This window comes from Paracoccus methylovorus (assembly GCF_016919705.1).
Classification (GTDB): Bacteria; Pseudomonadota; Alphaproteobacteria; order Rhodobacterales; family Rhodobacteraceae; genus Paracoccus; species Paracoccus methylovorus.
This window is the reverse complement of sequence record NZ_CP070368.1, coordinates 1,352,671-1,378,474: the sequence shown is the minus strand read 5'-3', so window position 1 is coordinate 1,378,474 and position 25,804 is coordinate 1,352,671. Positions and strand designations below refer to the sequence as shown.

Below are 25,804 nucleotides of genomic sequence, written 5' to 3'. Positions count from 1 at the left end.
GGTCTTACAGGCCCAAAGCGGCCAGCCGTCCGGTAAGCGGTGCGGCATCGTCCAATTGCAGCCGGACCGGCAGGGCCAACACCTTGGGACGGAAGCTGCGCGGCAGCCGCACGGCATCCTTTTCCGTCGTTACCAATTGCGCACCGATCAGCCGCGATTCGGTCTCCAGCCGCGTCAGGAGTTGCGGGGTGAAGGGCTGATGATCCTCCAGCGCCTCGGCCCGCAGCACCTTGGCGCCAAGGCTGCGCAGGGTGGCAAAGAATTTCTCGGGATGGCCGATGCCGGCAAAGGCCAGCACGGGCTGCCCCTGCCAATCCATGCCAGTCTGTAACGGGGCGAGGTGGCCGGTCAGATGCGGCAGGGGCAGGCGCTTATCCCAGGCAGTCGCGAATTGCGCCTGAGCCGGGGCATCGCCGATCGACAAAAGCAGGTCGGCGCGGGCAAGTCCGCGGTCCACCGGCTCGCGCAGCGGCCCGGCAGGCAGGCAAAGCCCGTTGCCAAAGCCCTTGGCCGTGTCCACCACGATCAGCGACAGATCATGCGCCAAGGCCGGGTCCTGAAAGCCGTCGTCCAGCAGGATCGCCCGAGCACCAGCATCCACCGCAGCTTTCGCACCTGCGCGGCGATCATCCGCGACCCAGACCGGCGCAAAAGCCGCCATCAGCAACGGCTCATCGCCGACGCGACTTGCCTTATGACGCGATTCCTCGACCCGCAGCGGGCCCTTTTCACTGCCGCCATACCCGCGCGAGACGATATGCACCTCGACGCCGCGCGCCTGCAAAAGCTGGGCCAGCATGATCGTGGTGGGTGTCTTGCCGGTGCCGCCGGCGTTCAGGTTGCCAACGCAGATTACCGGGACACCCGGCTTTGTGCGCCCGCCCCGGGCCAGGCGGCGGGCGGTGGCCGCGGCGTAAAGCGCGCCAAGCGGGGACAGTAAACGTGCCTGCAGCCCCGGCGGCTGGAACCAGAAGGCGGGTGCGCGCCGGCTCATTGTGCGGTCTCCATGGCTTCGATGACGGTATCGGCGATGCGGCCCAGCACGGCGGCGCCGCCGGTGCTGACCGACCAGGCGTTGCCGGCCAGCATCGCTGCCTGATCCGCCGCAGACAGATCTGTGACCGCACGGGTCAGGCCAACCGCATCCGTAACCAGCCGCGCGGCCGAGGCGCCGTCAAGTTGCACCCATTCCGGCCCATGCGGGCCTGCAATGGGACCGTGGATGATGGCCGAGCCAAGGGCAGCCGGCTCGAACGGATGACGGGGCGCAAGCCCGGGACCGGGCAAAAGGGTGCCTCCCATGAAACTGACCGGAGCCAGACGATACCACAGACCCATCTCTTGCGTATCCTCGGCGATCAGAACGTGATCGTCCGGCGAAGGATCCTCGTCGTCCGAGCGCAGCACGGCGGCAAGGCCAAGCGCCTCGACCTCGGCGCGGATCTGGGGAAGGATCTCCTCTGACAGGCCGGCCAGGATCAGCAGCGCGCGATGATTATGATGCAGCGCCGCCTGATGGGCGGCCAGCACCGCCTTGGCCTCGGGCAGGGTGGGGCAGGCAGCCAGCAAGGTGTGGCGACCGGCCAGAATCTGGGCCAGCGCGCGGCGCTCTGCCTCGTTTGCAGCCAAGGGAGGCCGCGTCTCGGTGATCGGGCCGGTCAGCTCGACCCGATCCGGCGCGGCACCAAGTTGACGGGCGGCGGCGGCGGCGGTCGGGTCGGGGGCAAGGATGCGGGTGATCTTGCCGATCAGCCCGCGATTGACGGCCCCACGCCACGATCCGCGTCGGGTATAGGCCACCAGCCTCGCTTCGCACAGGATGACCGGCAGGTGCTGCTCGGCCATGGCCGAGATCAGCGAGGCCGGAAGCTGATCACCAAGGATCAACGCCACCCGTGGCCTGAGCGTCTGGATCGCCTCGTGCGCGACTGCCGGATCGTGGCAGGGCGGCAGGGCGACGGAGCGCAGCCCCGCGGGCAGATGGTCGGACGGCAGGGGCGCGCCGGAAAAGGCAAAGCGCAGCCCCGGTCGCCGCGCCAGCAACGCCTTGATCAGCGCGGCGGGTTGCGGCGGGTCCTCGGCCTGCTCTGAAAGATGTACCAAGACCAGCGGCCCGTCGCCCGATGGCGTAGCAATAGGCGGCACCGGCCCGCTCGACAGCGCCGCGCGCCGCAGATGAAGCCACAGGGCGAGGGATGCGGTCGCGTCAGGGGGGGGCATCGCGCTTGGCGGCGGCTTAGCTGCCCAGTTCCTCGGTCGGGCTGACCTCGCGTTCTTCGTCGCGCAGCCGGTGCAGGTGGGCGATGAAATAACGGGTATGGGCGCTGTCCACGGTGCGCTGCGCCTCGGCCTTCCAAGCGGAATGGGCTTCGGCATAGTTGGGGTAGATGCCGACGATATGGATGTCCTTGGTATCACGGAACTCGGTGCGGGTGGGATCGGTAAGCTCACCACCGAAAACGAGGTGAAGGCGCTGTGCCATCCTATTCTCCTAAGGTTCGGATTTCGGCGCGAAACTAACCGAGCCTTGCGGGGGAACCAAGCCGATTCATTCAAATTCACCAGCAGATGGTCTTCGGGGTTAATTGCAATCTGCGACAGAGGAAAGTTTATTATAAACGATATGCTTATATGATGAAAGTAAAGTGAAATCGAGGCATCTGGCCGCATCCGCGCAGATCTCATTTGTCTGGCGGAGAGTGCCTGCGGTTTCATTCGGTTCAGGGAAGGATAGATATCCTTTCGCAGAATGGCGACCCTACGCTGCCTTTTTCTTGCGGCGCATGGAACTGAAAGCGACCAAACCAGCGGCAATGCCAGCCATCGCCCATTTGAAAGGCAACGCGTCGGCGGTCTCGCTGCGGATCGGCAGGACGGTCACCGTGCCGGGCCGAGAGTCTACGCCCGGTTTGCCGGCAGCTTGAGCTTGGGCGATTTCTTCCGGGGATACCACCCATTCCGCGCCGCGCGACTTGTCATAGGCCATGAGGCCAAAACCGACCACAAGGGCGGCGAGGATCGGGAACAGAATCTGCTTCATCATAATGCCTGGTAACTTGGTGAATTGAGCCCGCCCCCTGTATGCCTGTGCCGCGGTGGAGGCAACCGGAAGTGACGCCGGAACAGCAGCGGTTTGCCGGACCGTTTCGACCCTTGGGTGGCGGGTGGTTGCCGAACTGCCTGCAAGGTTCCGGCAGATTTTGGCCATCGCTTTGAGAATGTTTCGTTTTGCGAAGTCTCGGGCGCAGGGGCTGGCTATCATGGCTGCATGCCGATTCTGATGCTATTACCCATCGCCGCAGCGGTCGCCATCTCGATGGCTCTGGTCCGTCATGGATGGCGCAGAGACGTGCTTTTTCTGCTGGGCGGTGCGGTGCTGACCCCTTGGCTGCTCTATCTGGTGGCGCTGGTGCAAATGGACCTGCCGCCCTGAGCCGCCGATATCAGCCGTGAAGCAGGCGGTCGGCCGCTTCGTGAAGGATGCTTGCCACCTCGGGATGGGAAACGGCCGCCTTATCCTGATAAGCGCGGGCGGTTTCATGTTCGCGGCCCGGTCGCAGCAGCGGCGAACTGAGCAACAAGTCCATCAGGAACGCCCTGAGCGCATCGGTCCTTTTGTCATCGACCACCATCGGTTTCCTTCTGCAAATACCGGTCGATCCTGCCTCATGGGTAATGGGATGTGCAGACAGCGCGACGATGAGACAATTTCAAGGGATCAAGGGAAATCGCAGAAGCGTTCAGCGCCTCGTGGCGGTTCGACCTCTGGTGCGGGTTCTTCTCTTTGCCGGTGCGCGGGCCTTCCATTCCCGATGGATGCTACCTACGATGGCTGTAAGCCTGATGGGGAAATGATTATGCGCCAAAGACTTGTTCTGATCACCGGCACTTTGCTTCTGACCGCCTGCGCCGCGACCGACAATTACGGCGATGTCATCGCGCGGGCCACGCCGCCGGATGCCGCCTTGAAGGCGCAGATTGTCGCCGCCGCCCAAGAGTTGATCTATGATCCGTCCTCGATCAGGGATGCCGAGATTTCCAACGTGGCGACCCTGCCGGATGGTTTGCAAGGGGTTTGCGTGCGCGGGGACAGCAAGGATGTATCGGGCAATTACCTTGGGGTGCACAGCATCGGAGTTCCAATCCGCGACGGCAAGGTTGCCGGCGGCAGTCTGGACCATCCGATCTGCGACCGTCCGGACGTGCAGTGGCAGCCGTTCCCGGAACTGGAAAATCTGCGGCGGAAATAAGGGCGGTCAGCTTTATGGCAACCCGTCGCCCTGACTGAGGGGCTTGCAGGGTCGTTGCCCTTGTCGTCGGAAATACACGAAATGAGGTTATCTGGTGCGGGCGGCGGGACTCGAACCCGCACAGGCTTGCGCCCCAGGGAGTTTAAGTCCCATGCGTCTACCATTCCGCCACGCCCGCGCCGGGAATTGGCTAGCGGGCCGGGCGGGAATTGGCAAGCCTCAGTAGCTGCGTGTGGGCCGGTCAAATACCTTGCGCCCCATCAGCGAGCCGACCAGATCGACCATCAGCATTGCCGTGCGGCCACGGTCGTCCAGAAACGGGTTCAACTCGACCAGGTCCAGCGAGGTCATCAGCCCGCTTTCATGCAGCAGTTCGCAGACCAGATGCGCCTCGCGGAAAGTGGCACCGCCGGGAACGGTGGTGCCGACGGCGGGGGCGATCGACGGATCGAGGAAATCCACGTCCAGACTGACATGCAGCAAGCCGTTTTCGGCCTGCACCCGGTCAAGGAATTCGCGCAAGGGCGCAATGATGCCGCGCTCGTCCAGAACGCGCATGTCGTTCACGACGATGTCGGTTTCGCGCAGCGCGGCCAGTTCGGGGCCATCCACGCTGCGTATGCCGAACATGCAGATGTTTCGGGGCGGGATCGGTGCCGGAAAGGCGGGAAAGGGACCAAAACCCGCCCGACCCGAGGCATAGGCCAGCGGCGTGCCATGCAGGTTCCCCGAGGCTGTGGTCTCGACAGTGTGGAAGTCGCTGTGCGCGTCCAGCCACAACACGAATTGCGGCCGCCCCAAGGCATGGGCATGGGCCGTCACGCCGGCCAGCGACCCAAGCGCCAGCGAATGATCGCCGCCCAGAAAGATGGGCATTCCTTCTTCCATCGCCGTGGTGCCGGCGGCGCGCAGCACCTCGGTCCAGGCGATGATCTCTGACAGGTGATGCACGGCAGGGTTGGCGCAAACCTGGCTGCGGCCCGGGGTGGGACGAAGATCACCGCGGTCCTCGACCGTGTGGCCCAGTTGGTTCAGGGTATGGGCCAGCCCTGCTACGCGATAGGCGGCGGGACCCATCAGGCAGCCGGGGCGGCGCTGCCCCTCGTCCACCGGGGCGCCGATCAGGATGCAATGGGTCATGGGGCCATCTCCGTTATTCTGCCTGTCCTGAACAACCATGCGCTGCGCGGCCGGCAGGTTCCATATGCCCGTTACCAAAAAAGGCCGCCCCTGATTGGGACGGCCTTTCGTTTTCCAGCTTGAACGGGATCAGAAGCGGGTGGTGATGCCCAGCGTGAACAGCCGGCCGTTCTCGCGATAAGAGACATCGGATTCGGGCTGACCGTTGAACAGGTTGTCGATGCCGACATTCAGCGTCGCCATATCGTTCAGGTCATAGGCGGCGGCCACGTTGACCAGATAATAGGCTTTGCTGTTCTGACCGGCCGGCACTGAGGCCTGCTCGTCACCGCCGACCACGAGGCCGTCTTCGACGACATAGCCCGCCTGCTTGCCGACATAGGTCACCTCACCCGACAGGTTCAGCTTGTCGTTTGCCTGCCAGCCCAGACCGGTGGTGATATTCCACTTGGGCGTCGTGGCCATCGGATAGGCGGTGTCGAAGTCGCCGTATTTGAACTCGGACTTGGCAATATAGGTGCCCGAGGTGGTCCAGGTCAGATCGTCGTTGATCTGGTAATCCAGTCCGAACTCGATACCCGCAGTCTTGCCGTAGTCGAAGTTGTCACGCTGGAACAGTGCCGATTCCGTGGGCGTGGCAGGCCGGATCCTGCGGGCGCTAATCATGTCCTGAACGTCGTTGTAGAAGGCGGTGACCTCCCAGCTGCTGCGTTCACCCTGGTAGTTCAGGCCGATCTCGTAGTTGTCCGAGGTCTCGGGCTTAAGATCGGGATTGCCGACGATGGTGCAGGGGCCTTGGTAGGGTTTGCACCCGTTGCCGCGCGAGCCCATCTCGTAATTCGGGTTCAGGTTGCGCAGGTCGGGCGCCACGAAGGCCTGCGAATAGCCGCCCTTCAGCATCAGCCCGTTGCCGAAGTCGTAGTTGGCATAGATGCGCGGGGTGACATGGGTGCCGAACCGCTCGTGATGGTCCACACGCAGGCCGGTGGTCAGGCTCAGCATGTCGGTCGCCTGCCAGCGGCCTTCGGCATAGATTGCCGCGGTGTCGACCGAACCTTCGATGAGTTCGGCCGAGGTCTGCGGGTCGCTCAGCTTTTCATGCGCCACAAGGCCGCCGATGGTGTAATCGAACTGACGGCCACCCAGCGTCGTCTGCGAGGTATAGCGGCTTTCCAGTGTGGTCGTGTCATAGTCGATGGGGTCGTCCCACGTCCCCGTTGTCGCGTTCCAGCTCTCGTTGCCGGATGTTTCGTGACGCAGGTAGCTGGACAGGTGACCCTGACCCAACTGCAACTCATTGGTCAGGCCATAGCTTGTCCTGGACACCTTTCTGGAATCGGGCTCGCCCACGTTGCCCAGATAATTGTCGACCGAGCCTTGGACTTCGGCACCCCATTCCATCCCCTCTTGCGGGGCCCAGGTCAGGCGCGTGCCGAGCGTTTTGGTGCGCATACCGTTCGAGGTGTAAAGTGGTGTGAGCACGCCGCCGCGGCCTTCGGAATAGGCATAGGGTGCATCGGGCGCGTCGGTTTCACCCAGCTTGCCCCAGGCCGAAAGGCTGAGGTTGTTGCCAAGCGGACCAGAGATGTAGCCCGAGATTGCACGGCTGTCGGCGGTGCTGTTTTCGTCCGCGAAAGCGAAATCGGTGGTCAGCGAACCCGACCAGGTCTCGGTCGCTTTCTTGGTGATGATGTTGATGACACCACCCATCGCGTCCGAGCCGTAAAGCGTGGACATCGGGCCGCGCACGACCTCGATACGTTCGATTGCATCCAACGGCACGATTTGCAGGTCGCCCCCGTAGTGGCGGGCAAAGGTGTTGCGGGTGCTGACCCGCTTGCCGTCGATCAGCGTAAGCGTGCGGCTGGAGGACAGGCCGCGGAACGAGACTTGCGAATTGCCGTCGTTCCCGCGCGTCAGGTTGAGACCGGGGACCGTGCGCAGCACATCCTTGATGTCGCGTGCGCCTTTGGCCCGGATGTCGCTTTGGTCGATCACGGTGATCGAAGCGGGCGCATCCTGAATCGATGTCGCGATGGACGAGGCCGAGGTTACGATGACGGTGTCCAGTTCGACCACTTCGGCCTGTGCCAGTGCGATCGTTGGCGCGGTCAGGGCGGTCAGGCCAAGAAGCAGGGCAGGAAGTCGGCCGGCGGAGGGGGAAGCCGCGCGAATGCTGCGGCCATGACGCGAATGTGTGGGGCGGATTACATGAAAGGACGGCATCGTCACCTCGGAACAGCAGGAGCAAGATTTCTGCCTGGGCCGAGATGCGGGAGGGAGCCGCCGTGACCTGGGTAACTGGCGGCGATTAATCAGCCCCCGCCCGAAGGGGCAAGGGACTGTTCCGCCAGTGGTATGGTTTGTTGCGCAAATACAACAAATATATTGTGTTTTACCATCAGGCTGATTTGATCAGCTGCGAATGCCCTTGAAGCGGTCCTGCCATTCGTCGCGCTGTTCGTCGGTGATCTTGGCGAAAAGCACGTCGGGCACGGAAAAACCGTGTCCAGCGGGCAGGGCCTCCAGCGCGGTGCGAACGTCATCGGGCCAGTTACGGTTATCGCTTTGCATGGAAGCCAGCATCGCATCCGCCGCGAAGGGGATGAAGGGTGCAGACAAGACCGCATAGAGCCGGATCAGGTTCAGGCCCAGACGCACCTGCATCGCAGCCTTTTCCGGGTCGGTCTTGAAGGTTGACCAAGGGGCGGCCGATTGCAGGTATTCGTTGCCCAGAACCCAGATTGCGCGCAGCTCGGCTGCGGATTTTCGGACCTCGACATGGTCCATGAAGCCTTCATAGGCACGGATGCGGGTGGTCAGGGCCTCAAGCAGGGCTTCCTCTTCTGGGCCGTAGCTGCCGCCTTGGGGGATCGTTTCGCCGAACTTGCTGCGGCAGAACTTGGTGATGCGGCTGACGAAATTGCCCAGCACATCGGCCAGATCCTTGTTTACCGATTGCTGGAAATTGTCCCAGGTGAACTCGCTGTCGCCCGATTCGGGCGCGTGCGACAAAAGCCACCAGCGCCAGTAATCGGCGGGCAGGATCGACAGGGCCTGATCCATGAATACGCCGCGACCCTGGCTGGTCGAAAACTGGCCGCCGTCATAGGTCAGGTAGTTGAAGCTTTTGATGTAATCCACCAGCTTCCACGGCTCACCCGAACCGATGATCGTCGCCGGGAAAGACAGCGTGTGGAAGGGCACGTTATCCTTGCCCATGAACTGGGTATAGGTCACGTCGTCCGCGCCCTCGTCCAGCCGCCACCAGCGGCGCCAGTCGCTGTCGGGCGCACCGCGCTTGTCGGCGCCCTCGGCCGTGGCGGCGATATATTCGATGGGCGCGTCGAACCAGACGTAAAAGACCTTGCCCTCCATCCCGGGCCAGGGCCTGTCGCCCTTTTTCACCGGGATACCCCAATCCAGATCGCGGGTGATGCCGCGGTCCTGCAAGCCGTCGCCATCGTTCAGCCACTTGCGGGCGATAGAGGTGGTCAGGATCGGCCAGTCGGTCTTGCTGTCGATCCAGGCGGCGATCTGGTCCTTGAGTGTGCGCTGGCGCAGGTAAAGGTGCTTGGTCGACCGCACTTCCAGATTGGTCGAGCCAGAGATGGCCGAGCGCGGCTCGATCAGATCGGTCGGATCAAGCTGCTTGGTGCAATTCTCGCACTGGTCGCCGCGCGCCTTGTCATAGCCGCAGTTGGGGCAGGTGCCCTCGATATAGCGGTCGGGCAGAAAGCGGCCGTCGTCGATGGAGTAGACCTGCCGTTCCTCGACCTCGGAGATGTAACCGTTCTCGTCCAGCTTGCCGGCGAAATGCTGCGTCAGCACATGGTTGCGCTCGGACGAGGAACGGCCGAAATGATCGAAGGACAGGCCGAAGTTGCGGGCGATCCCGGCCTGTATCTCGTGCATTTCGGCGCAATAGACAGCGACCGGTTTGCCTGCCTTGGCGGCGGCAAGCTCGGCCGGGGTGCCGTGTTCGTCGGTGGCGCAGATAAACATCACCTCATTCTCGCGGCCACGCAGGTAACGGGCGTAAAGATCCGCCGGCAGTTGCGAGCCGACGAGATTGCCGAGGTGCTTGATCCCGTTGATGTAAGGGATCGCCGAAGTGATGAGATGCCGCGCCATGATCGGGTCCTGTTGGGTTACTGCGCTTCTTTATCCAGCGTGGGCGGCGAAGACCAGCACCTCGGGGCTGTCACCGCTGCGGGGGAGATGCCTGACGCAACGGCGCAAGGGCGGCGGGCTTGTTTTAACCGGCCTGCCGGCAGGCCAGCGCCTTGCGGATCACGTCGGCCACGCAGGCGCTGAGCGGCAGGCGGCCGGCCAGAATGTCCCCGACCGTCACCCAACGCGCGTCCAGCGCGTCATCCGCCGCGACCGGCTCGCCCGCGACATGGTCGCAGAGCACCGCTGCCAGCAGGAAATGAAACCGCAGCGCGCCATTCGCATCGCGTTCGATCACGTCGACATTGTCCAGATAGGCGCGCGGCTGGCCGATGATGCCGGTTTCCTCGGCCAGTTCACGGGCGGCAGCCTCAAGCGCGGTTTCGCCGGGTTCGACATGGCCGCCCGGAAAGCCCCAAAGGCCCGCATCCGGCGGATTGCGGCGCTGAACCAGCAGCGCCCGCATCGTGTCGCCAGAGCCGTCCAGCGTGACGGCCAGCGCAGCGAGCCGGGGAAAGCGGGGCACCTAACGCCTGCGATCCCTGCGCGAGCTCATCGGTTGGAAGGCCACGCCCACATGCGCCTCGCAATAGGGCTTGCCGGGGACCGAGGGCAGGCCGCAGAACCAGAACTTGTCGGTCGCCGGGTCACCGATGGGCCATTTGCAGGTGCGCTCGGTCAGTTCCATCAGGGTCAGCTTGCGGGCGCGCTTTTCGACCTCGCGCACCGAGGCCAGCGCCTCGGGGCTGATCTCGTTGGCCGAGGGCTGCGGCGGCAGAGGCTGGCCCGCCGGAACGATGGGTCGGCGGTTGAAGGTGGCCACTTGCGGCGCGGGCTCGGGGGTCGGTTCCGGGGCGGCTGCGACAGCGGGTTTGGGCTTCGGCGCGGGCGCCGGCTCGGGTGCCGGCTTTGGCTCGGGCGCCGGCGCGGCGGCGGCGGGTTTTGCCACGGGTTCCGGGGCGGCTTCCGCCCCCTCTTCGCTGCGATTCGACAGGCCCAGCCGGTGAACCTTGCCGATCACCGCGTTGCGGGTCACGCCGCCCAGCTCCTTGGCGATCTGACTGGCAGACTGGCCCTCGGCCCACATGCGTTTCAACGTCTCGACGCGCTCGTCGGTCCAGGACATGGTTTGCCTTTCCTGCACCGGGGGTGCAACCCGGTGCCCTTCGTGCTAGTGGCTTCAATTCCGCAAGATCCGGCCTTAAATCCGGGGATAGCCAGATTTACTCGTCCGCGCCCGTAAGTTCAAGGAGCACCGATGCAGCCCGTCCAGAACCGCCCCGGATTCCGTCAAATGGGCGTGCGCCGCTTTGACCGGGTGAACTGGCTGGGCCTCTATACGCTGTGCCGGCGCGAGATCATGCGCTTTCTCAGCGTCTGGCAACAGACCATATTTGCGCCGCTGATGACCTCGGCGCTGTTCGTGATCGTCTTTGCCCTGGCGCTTGGCCGGAACCGGGGCGAGATCATGGGCCTGTCCTATCTGGCATTTCTTGGCCCCGGCATCCTGATGATGACGGTGATCCAGAACGCCTTTGCCAACACCTCGTCCAGCCTTATCTCGGCCAAGATGCAGGGCAATATCGTCGATACGCTGATGCCGCCCCTGTCGGCGGTCGAGATCCTGGCCGGCTATCTGATCGGTTCGGTGACACGTGCCCTGATCGTTGCATTCGCTATCGCCGTCGGCATGGCGCTGGTGATCGGGCAGGGCGTGGCCCATCCGCTGTGGGTGCTGACCTTCGTCGTGCTGGGGGCCCTGCTGATGGGCGGGCTGGGCCTGCTGGCCGGGATCGCGGCGCAGAAATTCGACCAGATGGCGGCGATCACCAACTTTGTCGTCACCCCGCTTTCGTTTCTGTCGGGCACTTTCTATTCGGTCGAGGCGCTGCCCCAGCCGTTCCGGACGCTGGCGCATTGGAACCCGATCTTCTATCTGATCGACGGTGCGCGTTACGGCTTTGTCGGGGTTTCGGATGCGCCGGTGCTGCGCGGGCTGGCGGTCAGCATGCTGACGGTGGGGCTGGTGCTGTTCATCGCATGGCGCTGGCTGGCCTCGGGCTATCGGATGAAGCCCTGAAATGACCGTTGCGCAAGGCCCGATTCCGCGCTATGCGACGGCCCATGATCGCCCGGACCGCATATATCGCCCGTCCCCGACGTTGACGCTTCGACGTCCGATCCCCCCTGCCTTTCCGTCAGCCATGGTGCCGCCAAGCGGCCGTTCCCAGAGAGGGTAACCCCATGATTTCGCACGTCCTGCCGACTTACAACCGCGCACCCCTTGCATTTGAGCGGGGTGAGGGCTCTTGGGCCATCGCGACGGATGGGACGCGATATCTGGACCTTGGGGCGGGTATTGCCGTGAACGCACTGGGTCACGCCAATCCCGAACTGGTCGCCACCTTGACCGAACAGGCGAACCGGATCTGGCATGTTTCGAACCTGTATCAGATCCCCGAGCAGGAAAGGCTGGCGGATCTGTTGACCGAGCACACTTTTGCCGACACTGCCTTCATCACCAACTCTGGCACCGAGGCCGCAGAACTGGCGATCAAGATGGTGCGTAAATACTGGGCCGAACAGGGCGATCCCGACCGCTATGAGATCCTGACCTTCGAAGGGGCCTTCCACGGCCGTTCGACCGGCGCCATCGCGGCGGCAGGTTCGGAAAAGATGGTCAAGGGCTTTGGCCCCCTGATGCCCGGTTTCCGCCAGTTGCCATGGGCCGACATGGAGGCGCTGAAGGCTGCGATTTCCGACCGCACCGCCGCCGTCATGCTGGAGCCGGTGCAGGGCGAAGGTGGCATTCGTCCGCTGCCCGACGCCGACCTGCGCCTGATCCGCGAGTTGTGCGACCAGACCGGCGCGCTCTTGGTTCTGGACGAGGTGCAGTCCGGCATGGGCCGCACCGGCAAGCTGTTTGCGCATGAATATGCCGGCATCACCCCCGATATCATGATGATCGCCAAGGGCATCGGCGGCGGCTTCCCGCTGGGTGCGGTGGTGGCTACGGAAAAGGCCGCTGCAGGTATGGCGGTGGGTTCGCATGGCTCGACCTATGGCGGCAATCCGCTGGCCTGCGCGATCGGCGCCAAGGTCATGCAGATCATTGCCTGCCCTGAGTTTCTGGCCGAGGTCAACCGCAAGGCCGCCCTGTTCCGCCAAAAGCTGGAGGGGCTGGTTGCCGCGCATCCCGATATCTTCGAAACGGTGCGCGGTCAGGGCCTGATGCTGGGCCTGAAATGCAAAATCGCGCCCGGCGAACTGGTCAATGCCGGTTACGGCGAACATATCCTGACCGTGGCCGCAGCGGACAACACCTTGCGCCTGCTGCCCCCGCTGACCATCAGCGACGACGAGATCGCCGAGGCGGTTGTCCGGCTGGACCGGGCTGCCGGCAGGCTGGATGGCTGAGTTCGGTTTCCGGCCGGTTACGCGCGCCGATCTGCCCATGCTGGCGGATTGGCTGCGCCAGCCCGAGGTCGCGCATTGGTGGCCGGGGTCTGACGAGTTGGCCGGGATCGAGCAAGATCTGGACGAACCCGCAATGCGCCAGGTGATCGCGCTTGGCGATGATGTCCCGTTGGGCTATGCGCAGCATTACCCCGCGCATCATTGGTCGGCGCCGCATTTCGCCGATCTTGCCCCCGATGCCATCGCTGTCGACTGCTTCTCGGGCCCCGAAGGATTTGGCCGCGGCGGGGATTGGTTGCGGGCGCTGTCCGACAGCCTGCTGGAGCAGGCGGCGCTATTGGTTATCGACCCGGACCCCAGGAACCTGCGCGCCATTCGCGCCTATGAAAAGGCGGGATTTCGGGGCGAGGAATTGCGGCCATCCGAGGACGGAACGCTTGCGCGCATCATGACACGGCACCGATGAGGGATGTCGAATTCCGCAACGACTCTGGGCCTTTGGCCTTGACCTCCCTTCGGCAACGCGGCTTGCTTGCCAGATCAATCCGAAAGACAGTCACATATGAACAGTTTCCTCGACATCCATACCACCGACAAGGCAGATCTGCGCGGAATGATCGACACTGCGCGCCGGATGAAGGATGCACGCGATGGTCAGCCCAAGGGTGCGCCGGACGCCGATTCACCCCTTAAGAACCGCATGGTGGCGCTGATCTTTGAAAAGCCCTCGACCCGGACCCGCGTCAGCTTTGACCTCGGCGTACGGCAGATGGGCGGCCAGACCATGGTGCTGTCGGGCAAGGAGATGCAGCTTGGCCATGGCGAGACCATAGCCGATACCGCGCGGGTGCTGTCGCGCTATGTCGATCTGATCATGATCCGCACCTTTGAAGAGGCGACCCTGCTGGAAATGGCGGAATATGCCAGCGTTCCGGTCATCAACGGGCTGACGAACCGCACGCATCCCTGTCAGATCATGGCGGATGTGATGACCTTCGAGGAACATCGCGGTCCCATCGCCGGCAAGAAAGTGGTCTGGTCGGGCGATGGCAACAACGTCTGCTGCTCGATGATCCATGCCGCGGGCCAGTTCGGCTATGACTTTACCTTTACCGGCCCCCCGACGCTGGATCCCGAGCGCGAGGCGCTGGAATTCGCCCGTGCCCAGGGCGTGCAGGCGCAGATCCAACGCGATCCGGCAAAAGCCGTCGAGGGCGCGGATCTGGTGGTAACGGATACCTGGGTTTCGATGCACGATCCGCAATCGGCCCGCGAGCGTCGGCACAATCAGTTGCGCCCCTATCAGGTGAACGAGGCGCTGATGGCCCAGGCCAAACCCGACGCGCTGTTCATGCATTGCCTGCCCGCGCATCGCGACGACGAGGTGACCAGCGCGGTGATGGATGGTCCGAATTCGGTCATCTTCGATGAAGCCGAGAACCGATTGCATGCGCAAAAGGCCGTCATGCGCTGGTGTCTGGGTCTTTAAGATACCAGCGGGCGGCCCGGTTTCGGAAATGCGGGACGCATTGATTCCCCCGCTTTCCGCCTGATGAATGTGATTTGCAAAGTAAGCTGGGCCGCTGACGCGCCCGGCTTTTTCACCTGTGATACCGCGTGCTCCAATATCGGAGGGGCCATTACAGCCCGCCCCTTCTGGGAAAAGGGAGGGCTGCGGCCGGGCTGCGGGAGGTTCAGTTCTCGCGGAATGCGCGGGTGAAGTAATCCGACAGCGGTTTGACCAGATAGGCCATCGGACTGCGCTCTCCGGTCTGGACATAGACTTCGACCGGCATGCCGGGCACCAGCTCCAGCCCCTTGAGCTTTTCCACCTCGGTCGCTGCGATCGTTACTTCGGCGCGGTAATAGGGCGCCTGCGTGACTGGATCGGTCAGCGTGTCGGGGGTGACGCGGCTCAGCACCCCGTCGATCTCGGGTGTGGTGCGCGACGAGAAGGACGAGAAGCGTAACACCACTTCCTGCCCCGGGTGAACTTCGTCGATATTGATCGGTGCTATGCGCGCGGCCACCACCAGCGGCCGGTCCTGAGGAATGATGAACATGATCGGTTCGGCCGGCCGAATCACCGAGCGCGGCGTGGTGATCTGCAATTCCTGCACCACGCCCGAGACGGGTGCGCGGATTTCCAGCCGCGTGATGCGTTCGATCAGCGAGCGGCGGCGTTCGGCCAGTTCCAGCTCGCGATAGCCAAGTTCACGCAGTTCTGTCTCGGCGGCTTCGCGACGGGTGGCGGTTTTCTCCAGCCGCGACAGGTCGATTTCGGCCAGCTGCGTCACGGCGCGGGCGCGGGTGGAGGTTGCCTCGCCCAGAAGACCGTCGAGCCGGGCCGCCTCGCGTTCAAGCGCCAGCACGCGTGGCGCTTGTGCCAGACCCTTTTCCAACAGTGATCTCTGGTCGCGTAATTCCTGGGAAATAAACCCGCGTTGCTGTTGCAGCGCCACGGTCTGCGCATCCACGCCGTCGATCTGCGATTGCACCTGTTCAACCTGTTTCGCCAACTGGCCCAAGGATTGTTCCAGTGTGTCGAGCCGGGCTCGGAACAGGCTGGTTTGCCCCTCCATCAGGGCCAGAAGCTCGGGTCGGTTTGCTGCGGCCTCGGTCAATTCCTGCGGGAATGTGATGTCCTTGACGTCTGCCCGCTCAGCGTTGAGCCGGCCGCGACGAGCGAGTATTTCGAAATACTGTCCTTCGACGATGGCAAGCTCAGTGTCCAGCAGCGCACCATCAAGCCGGATCAGCGGTTGGCCTGCCGACACGTCTTCGCCTTCATGGACCACGATTTCCGCGACGACACCGCCATCGGGATGCTGCACGATCTGGCGGCGCTGTTCGACCTCGACCTGACCGGGGGCAACGACGGCGCCTGAAATCCGCGCGGTTGCGGCCCATAGTCCAAAACCGCCAATCAATACCAGCATCGCCATGAAACCGAGCAGGACCGGGCCGCGTGCCGACCATTCGGGCCGTTTTGGCGGGAGGGGCGGGGACGGCGTAGAAACCTCGGCCAACTGCTGCGTGCGGCGCGAACTATATGCAGCCGACCGTTTTGCCGAACCAGCGGGCAGTTTTTCGACCGGTGCGCGGCCAAGCGGGGTGGGTTCGGTCATGTCACGCCTCCGCCGTGGCCCTGGGCACGGGCAATCTGGTCTGCGTTCTTGACCAGCGATTTCAAAACGTCGTCGCGTGGCCCAAATGCGCGCCGCTGGCCCATGTCCAGCACCAGCAGCAGCTCGCATTCGGTGATGGCGGCGGGGCGATGGGCCATGATGATGACAGCCCCGCCGCGCGCCTTGATGCTGCGGATCGCCAGGTTCAATGCGGTCGAGCCCTCGTTGTCGAGGTTGGAGTTGGGCTCGTCGAGAACGAAGATCACCGGATCGGCGTATAGCGCCCGCGCCAGTCCGATGCGTTGAATCTGGCCGCCCGAAAGCTGCCCGCCGGTCTGGCTGACGCGGGTGTCGTAGCCCTGAGGCAGATCCAGGATCATCTGATGCGCGGCTGCGGCCATGGCGGCGGCGACGACGCGTTGCGGATCGGGCTCGGGCAAGAGGCGGGCGATATTTTCGGCGATGGTGCCGTCGAACAGCGTGACTTGCTGCGGCAGATATCCGATCAGCCCGCCAAACACGTCCGGGTCATATTGATCCAGCGTCGCGCCGCCCAACCGGATCGAACCCGAGGCAATGGGCCATGCCCCGATCAGCGCTCGGGCCAGTGTGGTCTTGCCGGCGCCCGAAGGGCCGATCACCCCTAACGCCTGACCGGGGCCAAGATCGAAACTGACCCCGCGCAGCGTTGCCGCCCGCTGGCTTGGGGGTATGATGGTCAGGTTGCGCACCTCAAGCTGGGCCTCGGGGCGGGGAAGCGGGGTGCGCTGCTGCACAGGCGGGCGTCGCGACAGCAACTCGGAAAGCCTTTTCCACCCGTCCTGCGCGCGTTGAACGACGGCCCAACCCCCCACGACCTGTTCGACCGGGGCCAACGCCCGTCCCATCAGGATCGATGAGGCGATCATGGCGCCCGGCGTCACTTCTTGTCGCAGCACCAGCCACGCGCCGGCAGCCAGAAGTGCGCTTTGCAGGAACAGCCGGAAGGTGCGGGAAAATACCGTAAAGCCGGTCGCGCGGTCACTGGCGCGCACCGTCGCCTCGGATGCCGTATCTCGGGCCGCTTGCCAGCGTCGAAAGGCCGAGGCCCGCATACCAAGCGAACCGATCACTTCGCCCTCGTCGCGGTAGAGGTCGGACATGCGCTCGGCCGACTGACCGGCGATGGAGGCCCGTTGCAGGGTTTCGCGGCTAAGCCATTGGCTCAATAGCGTTGCTGCCACCAGAACCAGCATTCCCGCGAGGGCCACTGCCCCCAAAATCGGGTGGAAGATGAACACTGCGGCCAGAAAGAACGGCGCCCATGGCAGGTCGAACAGTGCCATGAGGACGGGTGAGGCGATCAGCCGCTGCACCGCCTCCAGATCGCGCATGCCGCCGCGTGCCACAAGGTCCGAACCTGCGGCCTGTCCGTCCTGCAGCGCGGCGGTGAACACCCGCCCCTCCATCCGTTCCTGGAAACGGGCGGCGATTCGGGCCATGACGCGGTTGCGCGCCAGATCGATCACCCCCATCAGTGCGAACAGGAACACCACCAGCAGAAACAGCGCCGTCAGCGTCTCGACCGAGCGGCTGGACAGGACCCGGTCATAAACCTGCATCATGAACAGTGGTCCGGTCAGCATCAGCAGGTTCACTGCGAAAGAGAACAGGCCGACCGCGGCATAAAGCTGCCACGCCCTGCCGCGCGCGGATTGCAGTTCGCGTTGGCCGTCATGTCGCATCGGCGGCAAGCCCATGCCGGTTCCTTCCTCGTCAACCTGACCGGGCTTGCCCGGAATCGTCCCAGCGCATATCCCAAAGCACAGCGTCGCAACAGTGCGGTCGCCATTTTCCGCTGCTTGGGCGAATCCCTGCCGGTTCGACAGACTTAGCTATAGAAGGTTATCAGAAGCTTGCCCGCGAGGAATTTTTCCACCCTTCTTTTCGCGACCATGTTGCTGGCGGCCTGCGCGGCGGGGCATGGCGAGGATGGTATCAACGACCCCTATGAGCCGATGAACCGCAAAGCCCATGCCTTCAATCGAGGGTTGGATGCGCATGTGGTCAAGCCGCTGGGGGCGGGCATGTCGTCTGGCGGCGGGGACGGCTTTGGCAGTCATGCCATTGCGGCGGTTGGCAATTTCGGCTCGAACCTTGCGCAGCCCGGCAAGGCGGCGAACCATCTTTTGCAAGGCCAGCCGGGTCCGGCCGCGCGCACGACCTTGCGCTTTCTGGTGAACACGACGGTCGGGCTGGCGGGTTTTCTGGATCCGGCCACCGAAGGTTTCGCCTTGCCCGAGGAGGATACGGATTTCGGGCAGACGCTTGCCGTCTGGGGCGTGGGCGAGGGCGCCTATCTGGAACTGCCGCTGATCGGCCCCTCGACCGAGCGTGATGCGGTGGGGCGCGTTGTCGATCTGGTGATCGATCCGATGCGGAGTTGGCTGAACCGGGATCAATATCTGATCGGAATGGGCGCGCGCGTGGCCTCAAAAGCCGGTGAACGGGGGCGTTTTGGCGATTCTGTCGATTCCATCCTGCACGAAAGTGCCGATAGTTATGCCCAGACGCGGCTGATCTGGCTGCAGCATCGCCGCCACGAACTTGGCGAAGAAGGAGAGCATATTGACCCTTATGCCGAATGAGACGCGCCGCGGATTTCTGGGCCTGATTGGAGCCGGCATTGCCGTCGCCGCCCGGCCCGCCTGGGCGCTGGACACCAATGAGGCGCGGGCGCTGATCGAAACCTCGCTGACCGAAGTCTATGCCGTGATCAATTCCGGCCAGCCGCCTGCGCAGATGTATCGCGCCTTCGAGGCGATCTTTGCCCGCTATGCCGACGTGGACATCATCGCGCGCTCGGCGTTGGGTCCGGCGGCGCGTCAGGCAGGGGCGGCGGAATTCGCCGCCTACCGGCAGGCGTTCCAAGGCTATATCGGGCGCAAATACGGCAAGCGTTTCCATGAATTCATCGGCTCGAAGATCGAGGTGACGGGTGCCAAGCCGGTGAAATCCTTCTTTGCCGTAACCTCGGTCGCGCGTCTCAAGGGGCGCAGCCCGATGGAGGTGGAATGGCACGTCTCGGACAAATCCGGGAAAAGTCGCTATTTCAACATCATTATCGAGGGGGTGAACATGCTTGCCTCGGAGCGGGCCGAGATTGGGGCGATGCTGGCGCGCCGCAAGGGCGATCTGACGGCGCTGACGGCCGATCTGCAACAGGCCGGCTGAACCGCCCCCCGCAGCAGATAAGGAAAGGCCGGTCCCGCGAGACCGGCCTTTGTCATTCCTGATAGACCCCCTGGATGCCGCGCAGCGCCTGGGTCAGCGCATCTTCGGTCCCGCCATCGGCACCGGGTGGCGGCATCTCGGCCTCGGGACCGCTGGTGATGGTCTCGGCCGGGAAGGTGGGCGGGCCTCCGGGGGTCTGAACGCCGGGATCGGGCAGGGTGCGCCCGCCTTCGACCGGTTGCGCCTGACCCTGTTGGGGCGCGGGCTGGCCAAGCGCCTCGGACAATGCCGCGGCCAGCGGATCGGCTGCGCCTTCGCCGCCAGAGCTGACCACCTGCGGCACGGCGCTGTCGGGATCAAAGGCGAAACTACCCAGCGATTCAACTGGCAGGCCCTCGTGGATTTCGGCCATGACCGCCTGCCAGATTTCGGCCGGCAGCCCGCCGCCGGTCACGCCCTTCAGTGGGGTGTTGTCATCATAGCCCATCCAGACGCCGGTGACATATTGGCCGGTAAAGCCGATGAACCACGCATCGCGATAGCTGGAGGTGGTGCCGGTCTTGCCCGCTGCCGGACGGCCCGGCAGTTTTGCACGAGAGCCGGTGCCGCGCTCGATCACCTGCTCCATCATGCCGATCAATTCCCGGGCCGCCTTTTGCGAGATGACACGCTGGCCCATGCCGCCAGCCTGACCGATCAGCGCCTGATCGTCGCCTTTGATGCGCAATTCGACCAGACCATAGGGGCTGACGGCGGTGCCGCCGTTGCGGATGCCGGCATAGGCGCCGGTCATGGCCAGCAGCGTCGATTCCGACACCCCCAGACCCAGCGAGGGACCCGTGGCCAGATTGCTGGCAAAGCCGAAGTCCTGCGCCACGCGACGCACGGCATCGCGTCCGGCGATCTCTTGCAGGCGGATCGTGGCGGTGTTCAGCGATTGCGTGAGCGCCCGGGTCAATGTGACCTCGCCCGAGTAGCGGCGGGTATAGTTTTGCGGCGACCAAGGGCCAGAGCCGCGCACATTGATCGTCAGCGGCGCATCCAGGATCATGTCGTTCGGGCTGTAGCCCTGATCCAGTGCGGCGGCATAGACGAAAGGCTTGAAGCTGGAACCGGGCTGCCGCTTGGCCTGCGTCGCGCGGTTGAAGGTGCCGGTCGCGGTATTGTCGCGCCCGCCGATCATCGCGCGCACCGCGCCGTCCGGCGACATGATGACCACCGCCGCCTGCGCCTTGGAGCCGGGGGCGACCTTTTCGTCGAATATCCGCTTCAGCGCCCGTTCGGCGGCGCGCTGGACGCGCTGGTCGAAGGTCGTCTTGATGGTGACGTCCTCGGTCGTTTCGCTGGTCAGGAAACCGGGGCCGGATTCCATCACCCAATCGGCGAAATAGCCGCCGGCCCGCGCCGCAGCCGCCTTGGACAGTGCTGCGGGATGTTCCTTGGCCTCGGCAAATTGCTTGTCGTCCAGATAGCCCTGCTCATGCATCAGCCTCAGGATAACCGAGGCGCGGTCCTGTGCGCGCTGCAGGTTCGAGGTCGGGGCGAAATAGCTGGGCGCCTTGAGCAACCCGGCCAGCATGGCGGCTTCGGCAGCGTCCACATCGGCCGCCGATTTATCGAAGTAACGCTGCGACGCGGCCTCGAACCCACGCGCACCTGCGCCCAGATAGGAGCGGTTCATGTAGATGTTCAGCACGTCCTGTTTGGAGTATTTCGCTTCCATCGCCAGCGAATAGGGCACTTCCTTGACCTTGCGCCAAATCGAGGACTCGCGGCATTCCGCCTCGAACTCGGCCTCGGATTTCCAGCGGATCGGGTCGAAGGTCTCGCCCAGACACAGCAGTTTCGCCACCTGCTGGGTGATGGTCGAGCCGCCGTTGCCCTCCAGCGGGCCGCGACCTGCGGCCATGTTGATCTTGATGGCGCTGGCGATGCCCTGAGGGTCCACCCCCAGATGGCGATAGAATCGCTTGTCCTCGGTCGCGACCACCGCGTCTTTCAATACAGGCGCGATCTTGTCGGCGCTGACCATGCCGAAAGTTTCGCCACGCCAGGCGAAAACCCTGTCCTCGGCATCCAGCATGGTGACCGAACCGCGGGCACGGCCGTCGAACAGCGCCGCAGGTTCAGGCAGCGTCGTGTAGTAATAAAAGGTGGCTGCAAACAGAATCAGGGCCACCGTCAGCCCAAGCCGCCAGAAGGCGCCCCAAGTTACCCGCCAGGCCAGCAGGACCATTCCGGCGATTCCCCGCGTGACGACATTGCCGCGACGGGGCCGTTTTGCCGGTTTGCGCGGCGGGGTGCCGGATTGTTTTTGCTTTTTCTGAGGGGCTTGGTCGAAATTGCGCTTGTCTGCGACAATGCGGCCTGTGCCGGTCGGTTTCTTCATGCCTGCTTTCCTGCCCGGCCGAGTGCTCCGGCCCTTTGGCGCGCAACATACATCAAAGCCCCGGGCTTGAGAACCGAGATGACCTATCAGTGAACTGCCCCAACAGGGCGCAAAACCCGGCATCTTTGCCGTTATTTCGGGCAGACAACGGGTGGGCTTGGCCGAAAGCTGCACAAACCTTGTGCCGGGCAGAGAACGGCGGGTTTTCTGAGCGGGACATGGAACTGCTGCAACGCAGAAAGAAGGTGCAGGAAACATGATGAGACCTACCGCGATCAAACCCATGATCCCGGCTTTCGCCCTCCCGCTTGTCGGGCTGGCGGTGCCGGCCCTTGCGCAGGATGCCGAGACCCCCGGGGCCGCGGTCGAAGCCATCGTCGAAACCGTCGCGCCCATCGTGGACAAGGGTGACACGACCTGGATGATGATTTCGGCCATACTGGTCATGGCCATGACCATCCCGGGACTGGCGCTGTTCTATGGCGGCCTTGTCCGCGCCAAAAACATGCTTTCGGTGCTGATGCAGGTCCTTTCCATCTTCTGCATCATGTCGATCCTGTGGGTCTGCTTTGGCTATTCGCTTGCCTTCACCGGTGCCGGCTCGGCTGATGAGGCAACCTGGCTTACCCCGCTTATCGGTGGTTTTTCCAAGGCGTTTCTGGCGGGGGTGGACACCTCGTCGCTGGCCGAGACGTTCACGACCAATGTCTATGTGCCCGAATATGCCTTTATCATCTTTCAGATGGCCTTCGCCTGCATCGCTCCGGCGCTGATCGTCGGCGCTACGGTCGAGCGGATGAAATATTCGGCCGTCCTGCTCTTTGTGGTGATCTGGTTCTTTTTCTCTTACCTGCCGATGGCGCATATGGTCTGGTGGTGGGGCGGTCCCAGTGCCTATGACGCGCCCGGCGGCTTTCTGTTCGGCCATGGCGCTCTGGACTTTGCCGGCGGTACGGTCATCCACATCAACGCGGGTATCGCCGGTCTGGTCGCCGCGCTGGTCGTCGGTCCGCGTCTTGGCTATGGCAAAGAGCTGATGGCACCGCATAATCTGCCCTTTACCTTCCTGGGTGGCTGCCTGCTGTGGATCGGCTGGTTCGGTTTCAACGCCGGCTCGAACATGGAGGCCACCGGCACCGCCGCCATGGCGATCCTGAACACTACCGTGGCCACCTCCGCCGCCGCACTGGCATGGGCTTTTGGCGAATGGTTGTTCCGGGGTCATCCCTCGCTGCTGGGCGGTATCTCGGGGGCGATTGCCGGTCTTGTCGGCATTACTCCGGCTGCCGGTTTCGTGGGCCCGATGGGCGCCATCGTGATCGGTCTTGCCGCCGGTTTCCTGTGCATGTGGTTCGTCATCAGCATGAAGGTCCGGCTGGGTGTGGACGAAAGCCTAGACGTGTTCGGCATCCATGGGATCGGAGGCATCGTCGGGGCCATTCTGACCGGGGTATTCGCGGCGCCGTCGCTGGGCGGTTCGGGCCTCTACGACTATGCGACCGAGTCGGTCGTGGCCGGCTATGACATGGCCGGTCAGGTGATGACCCAGGTGCTGGGCGTGGCCGTGGCGGTGGTCTGGTCGGCTGTGGTTTCGTTCATCGCGCTGATGATCGTCAAGGCGGTGATCGGGCTGCGCGTTGCGGGTAATAACGAGCGGCAGGGTCTGGACATCACCACCCACGGCGAGAATGCCTATAACAGCTAGGACAGAGTTTCAGGCAAAAGGAAAAGCCCGGCACAGCGCCGGGCTTTTTCGTTATGCGATCAGGACAGGCGAGAGACGACGAAATCTGCCAGATCCGCCAGAATCCGGCGCAAAGGCCGGTCGGGCGTGGCCGACAGTGCCGACTTGGCACGCTCGGCCCAGGCGATTGCGTCAGCGCGGGCGGCGTCCAGGGCCTCGCGCCGGTGCAGGATCTCCAGCGCGGTGGCAAGGTCGGTGTCCTGTTGCTGGCCCTGAGCGATGGTGCGTTCCCAGAAATCGCTCTCTTCGGCGTCGGCGCGGGCGATGGCTTTGATGACCGGCAGCGTCAGCTTGCGCTCGCGGAAATCGTCGCCCACATTCTTGCCGATGGTGGTGGTCGAGCCGCCGTAATCCAACAGGTCGTCGACGATCTGGAAGGCGATCCCCAAGGCGTCGCCATAGTCGAACAACGCCTGTTGCACGGCCGTATCGGCACCGGCAACCACCGCGCCCGCCTCGGTCGCGGCAGAAAACAGCGCCGCCGTCTTGCCTCGCACGATCTGGATATAGGTGTCCTCGGTGGTCGAGATGTCCTGGGCCGCGGTCAGTTGCAGAACCTCGCCCTCGGCAATCGTGGCGCTGGCATTGGCCAGGATGCGCATGACCTGCATGCTTTCCGTGTCCGCCATCAACTGGAAGCTGCGGGCGAACAGATAATCGCCGACCAGAACGCTGGACTTGTTGTCCCACAGCAGGTTGGCTGTCGGACGGCCGCGCCGTTGCTGGCTTTCATCGACCACGTCGTCATGCAACAGCGTGGCCGTATGGATGAACTCGACGGCGGCCGCCAGCAGCACATGGCTTTCGCCCGCATAGCCGCAAAGCCGTGCGGCGGCCAACACCAGCATGGGCCGCAGACGCTTGCCGCCCGCCTCGACCAGATGCGCTGTGACTTCGGGAATGCGTGGGGCGTGGCGGCTGGCCATACGCTGTTGGATCAACGTATTGACCCGGTCCATATCCCCATCAAGTTCGGCCGCCAGCCGGTCGAGTGGCTTGGAGACGTTTTCGTTCATGCCCATCACCGATCCCCTTTCGCCGCAAGCCATTGCCATGCCATGGACACATGCGCAACAGCCGCGTACTTTCGCAAGTCATGAAAGAGCTTCTTCGCACCACCGATCCGCTTACCATCACCCGCGCGACCGACCTGCTTGCGGCCGAGGGGATCCAATCTTTTCCGCTGGACCAGCACATGAGCGTTCTCGAAGGTTCATTGGGTATTCTGCCGCGACGGCTTATGGTAGCGGATCGCGACCTTTTCATGGCGCGTGCCATTTTGCGGGATAATCGCATCCATCATGACTGAGTTGCGCGAGGACGCTTTCCTCGGGGGTCGGCTGCGGATTTTGCAGCCCATGCGCGGCTATCGCGCCGGCGCCGATGCGGTGATGCTGGCAGCCGCCTGCCCGGCGTGCGACGGCGACACTGTGCTGGAACTGGGGTGCGGGGCAGGGGTGGCGCTGCTTTGTCTGGGCGCGCGCGTGCCGGGCGTCCGGCTGACCGGGCTGGAATTGCAGCCAACCTATGCCCAGCTTGCGCAGCGCAATGCCGCCGCCAACGCAATCCCCGCCGAGTTGTATCAGGGCGATCTGGCGCGGATGCCGGATGCGTTGCGGGGGCAGAGTTTCGACCATGTCATTGCCAACCCGCCTTATTTCACCCAAGGCATGCCGGCGCCCGATTCCGGTCGCGGCCGTGCCCGGCATGAGGCGACGCCGTTGCCGATGTGGATCGCGTCCGGGCTGCGCCGCCTGCGGCCGGGCGGCTGGATGACGCTGATCCAGCGCGCCGACCGTCTGGCGGATATTCTGGTGGCGCTTTCTGCCTCGGCAGGGGCGATCACCATCCTGCCGATTGCCGCCCGCGAGGGGCGCGAGGCGGGGCGTGTCATCGTCCTGGCCCGCAAGGGCGCGCGGGCGCCGCTGCGGCTGCTTTCCCCCTTTGTCATGCATGCCAAACCGTCACATTCCGCCGATCAGGAGGACCTGACGAAGGCCGCACAGGCGGTTTTGCGCGGGGGTGCGGCACTTTCGCTCGGAAGCCCGAATTTTCGGTGACAATGTGACGATTCTGTGCTGCAATCCCTTGGTTCGATCAATCCAAGAGGAGGACGTAATGTCGGTTGAATCCCATGTGCAGGAGCTCCGCCGCAAACATCTGTCGCTTTCGAACGCCATCGAGGCCGCGCACCGCAGCCCCGGCATGGATGACCTTGCCATCGCCCAGATGAAGAAGGAAAAACTTCGCCTCAAGGAAGAGATCACACGCTTGTCGCATTGATCTGCGGCATGGGCGGGCTGGTCCCGCCCAACAAGCCGACCAATCAGAAACGGCCCGCGAAATATCG

At 63.8% G+C, this 25,804-nt stretch carries 26 protein-coding genes and 1 tRNA gene; 12 read left to right on the top strand and 15 right to left on the bottom strand.

What is annotated here, in order from left to right:
- Positions 1-4 precede the first annotated feature (4 nt).
- The 4 genes from lpxK to JWJ88_RS06875 form a co-directional block, all read right to left on the bottom strand.
- Complete coding sequence (gene lpxK / locus JWJ88_RS06890) at positions 5-994, bottom strand: tetraacyldisaccharide 4'-kinase (protein ID WP_205293384.1); 990 nt, start codon at positions 992-994, stop codon at positions 5-7.
- The gene (locus JWJ88_RS06885; RefSeq protein WP_240200119.1) at positions 991-2,103 is read right to left on the bottom strand and encodes a 3-deoxy-D-manno-octulosonic acid transferase; all 1,113 of its coding nucleotides are present in this window, start codon (positions 2,101-2,103) and stop codon (positions 991-993) included. Before JWJ88_RS06885 ends, lpxK begins: the two co-directional genes overlap by 4 nt.
- A gap of 133 nt (positions 2,104-2,236) precedes the next feature.
- Positions 2,237-2,482, bottom strand: coding sequence for a DUF4170 domain-containing protein (locus JWJ88_RS06880; protein ID WP_205293381.1), 246 nt, complete (start codon positions 2,480-2,482; stop codon positions 2,237-2,239).
- A gap of 276 nt (positions 2,483-2,758) precedes the next feature.
- On the bottom strand, positions 2,759-3,262 hold the full coding sequence (locus JWJ88_RS06875) for a hypothetical protein (protein ID WP_205293379.1): 504 nt from the start codon (positions 3,260-3,262) through the stop codon (positions 2,759-2,761).
- 6 nt (positions 3,263-3,268) lie between these two features.
- On the opposite strand from JWJ88_RS06875, the gene JWJ88_RS06870 reads away from it, so the two are divergent.
- Positions 3,269-3,433: a hypothetical protein gene (locus JWJ88_RS06870; RefSeq protein WP_205293377.1), complete on the top strand. Its 165-nt coding sequence runs from the start codon at positions 3,269-3,271 to the stop codon at positions 3,431-3,433.
- A 10-nt stretch (positions 3,434-3,443) separates the two neighbouring features.
- On the opposite strand, the gene JWJ88_RS06865 is transcribed toward JWJ88_RS06870, so the two are convergent.
- On the bottom strand, positions 3,444-3,632 hold the full coding sequence (locus tag JWJ88_RS06865) for a hypothetical protein (protein ID WP_205293376.1): 189 nt from the start codon (positions 3,630-3,632) through the stop codon (positions 3,444-3,446).
- Positions 3,633-3,857: 225 nt separating this feature from the next.
- Between JWJ88_RS06865 and JWJ88_RS06860 the strand changes: the two genes are divergently transcribed.
- A complete protein-coding gene (locus JWJ88_RS06860) occupies positions 3,858-4,250 on the top strand; it encodes a hypothetical protein (protein ID WP_205293374.1) in 393 nt (130 codons plus the stop codon).
- Positions 4,251-4,342: 92 nt separating this feature from the next.
- Here JWJ88_RS06860 and JWJ88_RS06855 read toward each other — a convergent pair.
- The 6 genes from JWJ88_RS06855 to JWJ88_RS06830 form a co-directional block, all read right to left on the bottom strand.
- Positions 4,343-4,428: transfer RNA gene (locus JWJ88_RS06855), tRNA-Leu, on the bottom strand.
- A 41-nt stretch (positions 4,429-4,469) separates the two neighbouring features.
- The gene (gene rocF, locus JWJ88_RS06850; protein ID WP_205293373.1) at positions 4,470-5,390 is read right to left on the bottom strand and encodes an arginase; all 921 of its coding nucleotides are present in this window, start codon (positions 5,388-5,390) and stop codon (positions 4,470-4,472) included.
- Positions 5,391-5,519: 129 nt separating this feature from the next.
- Positions 5,520-7,616 carry a TonB-dependent receptor plug domain-containing protein gene (locus tag JWJ88_RS06845; protein ID WP_205293371.1) on the bottom strand — a complete coding sequence of 699 codons (2,097 nt, stop codon included), beginning with the start codon at positions 7,614-7,616 and terminating at the stop codon, positions 5,520-5,522.
- Between the two features lie 189 nt (positions 7,617-7,805).
- Positions 7,806-9,524, bottom strand: a complete 1,719-nt coding sequence (metG, locus tag JWJ88_RS06840) for a methionine--tRNA ligase (protein ID WP_205293370.1) — start codon at positions 9,522-9,524, stop codon at positions 7,806-7,808.
- 124 nt (positions 9,525-9,648) lie between these two features.
- Complete coding sequence (locus tag JWJ88_RS06835) at positions 9,649-10,089, bottom strand: NUDIX hydrolase (protein WP_205293368.1); 441 nt, start codon at positions 10,087-10,089, stop codon at positions 9,649-9,651.
- A complete protein-coding gene (locus tag JWJ88_RS06830) occupies positions 10,090-10,689 on the bottom strand; it encodes a GcrA family cell cycle regulator (RefSeq protein ID WP_205293366.1) in 600 nt (199 codons plus the stop codon). It abuts the gene before it with no gap.
- 132 nt (positions 10,690-10,821) lie between these two features.
- Here JWJ88_RS06830 and JWJ88_RS06825 point away from each other — a divergent pair, with 132 nt between their 5' ends.
- The 4 genes from JWJ88_RS06825 (at position 10,822) to argF (ending at position 14,469) form a co-directional block, all read left to right on the top strand.
- Entirely contained in the window at positions 10,822-11,643 is an 822-nt protein-coding gene (locus JWJ88_RS06825; protein WP_205293365.1) for an ABC transporter permease, read from the top strand.
- Positions 11,644-11,807: 164 nt separating this feature from the next.
- Positions 11,808-12,980, top strand: coding sequence for an aspartate aminotransferase family protein (locus JWJ88_RS06820; protein WP_205293363.1), 1,173 nt, complete (start codon positions 11,808-11,810; stop codon positions 12,978-12,980).
- Positions 12,973-13,446 (top strand): GNAT family N-acetyltransferase, encoded by a 474-nt coding sequence (locus JWJ88_RS06815; RefSeq protein ID WP_205293361.1) that lies wholly within the window; start codon positions 12,973-12,975, stop codon positions 13,444-13,446. The genes JWJ88_RS06820 and JWJ88_RS06815 overlap by 8 nt, the downstream gene beginning before the upstream one ends.
- Positions 13,447-13,542: 96 nt before the next feature.
- Positions 13,543-14,469 carry an ornithine carbamoyltransferase gene (gene argF / locus JWJ88_RS06810; protein ID WP_205293360.1) on the top strand — a complete coding sequence of 309 codons (927 nt, stop codon included), beginning with the start codon at positions 13,543-13,545 and terminating at the stop codon, positions 14,467-14,469.
- 205 nt (positions 14,470-14,674) lie between these two features.
- On the opposite strand, the gene JWJ88_RS06805 is transcribed toward argF, so the two are convergent.
- Complete coding sequence (locus tag JWJ88_RS06805; RefSeq protein WP_456095322.1) at positions 14,675-15,919, bottom strand: HlyD family type I secretion periplasmic adaptor subunit; 1,245 nt, start codon at positions 15,917-15,919, stop codon at positions 14,675-14,677.
- 185 nt (positions 15,920-16,104) lie between these two features.
- Positions 16,105-17,847 (bottom strand): type I secretion system permease/ATPase, encoded by a 1,743-nt coding sequence (locus JWJ88_RS06800; RefSeq protein WP_205293358.1) that lies wholly within the window; start codon positions 17,845-17,847, stop codon positions 16,105-16,107.
- Positions 17,848-18,003: 156 nt separating this feature from the next.
- Here JWJ88_RS06800 and JWJ88_RS06795 point away from each other — a divergent pair, with 156 nt between their 5' ends.
- Positions 18,004-18,735, top strand: coding sequence for an MlaA family lipoprotein (locus JWJ88_RS06795; RefSeq protein ID WP_240200118.1), 732 nt, complete (start codon positions 18,004-18,006; stop codon positions 18,733-18,735).
- Positions 18,725-19,321 carry an MlaC/ttg2D family ABC transporter substrate-binding protein gene (locus JWJ88_RS06790; RefSeq protein ID WP_205295147.1) on the top strand — a complete coding sequence of 199 codons (597 nt, stop codon included), beginning with the start codon at positions 18,725-18,727 and terminating at the stop codon, positions 19,319-19,321. Before JWJ88_RS06795 ends, JWJ88_RS06790 begins: the two co-directional genes overlap by 11 nt.
- A gap of 52 nt (positions 19,322-19,373) precedes the next feature.
- Here JWJ88_RS06790 and JWJ88_RS06785 read toward each other — a convergent pair whose 3' ends face one another.
- The gene (locus JWJ88_RS06785) at positions 19,374-21,710 is read right to left on the bottom strand and encodes a transglycosylase domain-containing protein (protein WP_205293356.1); all 2,337 of its coding nucleotides are present in this window, start codon (positions 21,708-21,710) and stop codon (positions 19,374-19,376) included.
- A gap of 259 nt (positions 21,711-21,969) precedes the next feature.
- On the opposite strand from JWJ88_RS06785, the gene JWJ88_RS06780 reads away from it, so the two are divergent.
- Complete coding sequence (locus JWJ88_RS06780; RefSeq protein WP_205295146.1) at positions 21,970-23,415, top strand: ammonium transporter; 1,446 nt, start codon at positions 21,970-21,972, stop codon at positions 23,413-23,415.
- Positions 23,416-23,474: 59 nt separating this feature from the next.
- Here the strand turns inward: JWJ88_RS06780 and JWJ88_RS06775 are convergent, their stop codons facing one another.
- Entirely contained in the window at positions 23,475-24,476 is a 1,002-nt protein-coding gene (locus JWJ88_RS06775) for a polyprenyl synthetase family protein (RefSeq protein ID WP_205293355.1), read from the bottom strand.
- Positions 24,477-24,550: 74 nt separating this feature from the next.
- Between JWJ88_RS06775 and JWJ88_RS06770 the strand changes: the two genes are divergently transcribed.
- The 3 genes from JWJ88_RS06770 to JWJ88_RS06760 are packed head-to-tail and all read left to right on the top strand — an operon-like array spanning position 24,551 to position 25,737.
- Positions 24,551-24,763 carry a putative signal transducing protein gene (locus JWJ88_RS06770; RefSeq protein WP_205295145.1) on the top strand — a complete coding sequence of 71 codons (213 nt, stop codon included), beginning with the start codon at positions 24,551-24,553 and terminating at the stop codon, positions 24,761-24,763.
- On the top strand, positions 24,756-25,514 hold the full coding sequence (locus JWJ88_RS06765) for a tRNA1(Val) (adenine(37)-N6)-methyltransferase (RefSeq protein WP_205293354.1): 759 nt from the start codon (positions 24,756-24,758) through the stop codon (positions 25,512-25,514). Before JWJ88_RS06770 ends, JWJ88_RS06765 begins: the two co-directional genes overlap by 8 nt.
- A 58-nt stretch (positions 25,515-25,572) precedes the next feature.
- Positions 25,573-25,737 carry a YdcH family protein gene (locus JWJ88_RS06760; RefSeq protein ID WP_205293353.1) on the top strand — a complete coding sequence of 55 codons (165 nt, stop codon included), beginning with the start codon at positions 25,573-25,575 and terminating at the stop codon, positions 25,735-25,737.
- The last annotated feature ends 67 nt before the right edge of the window (positions 25,738-25,804 follow it).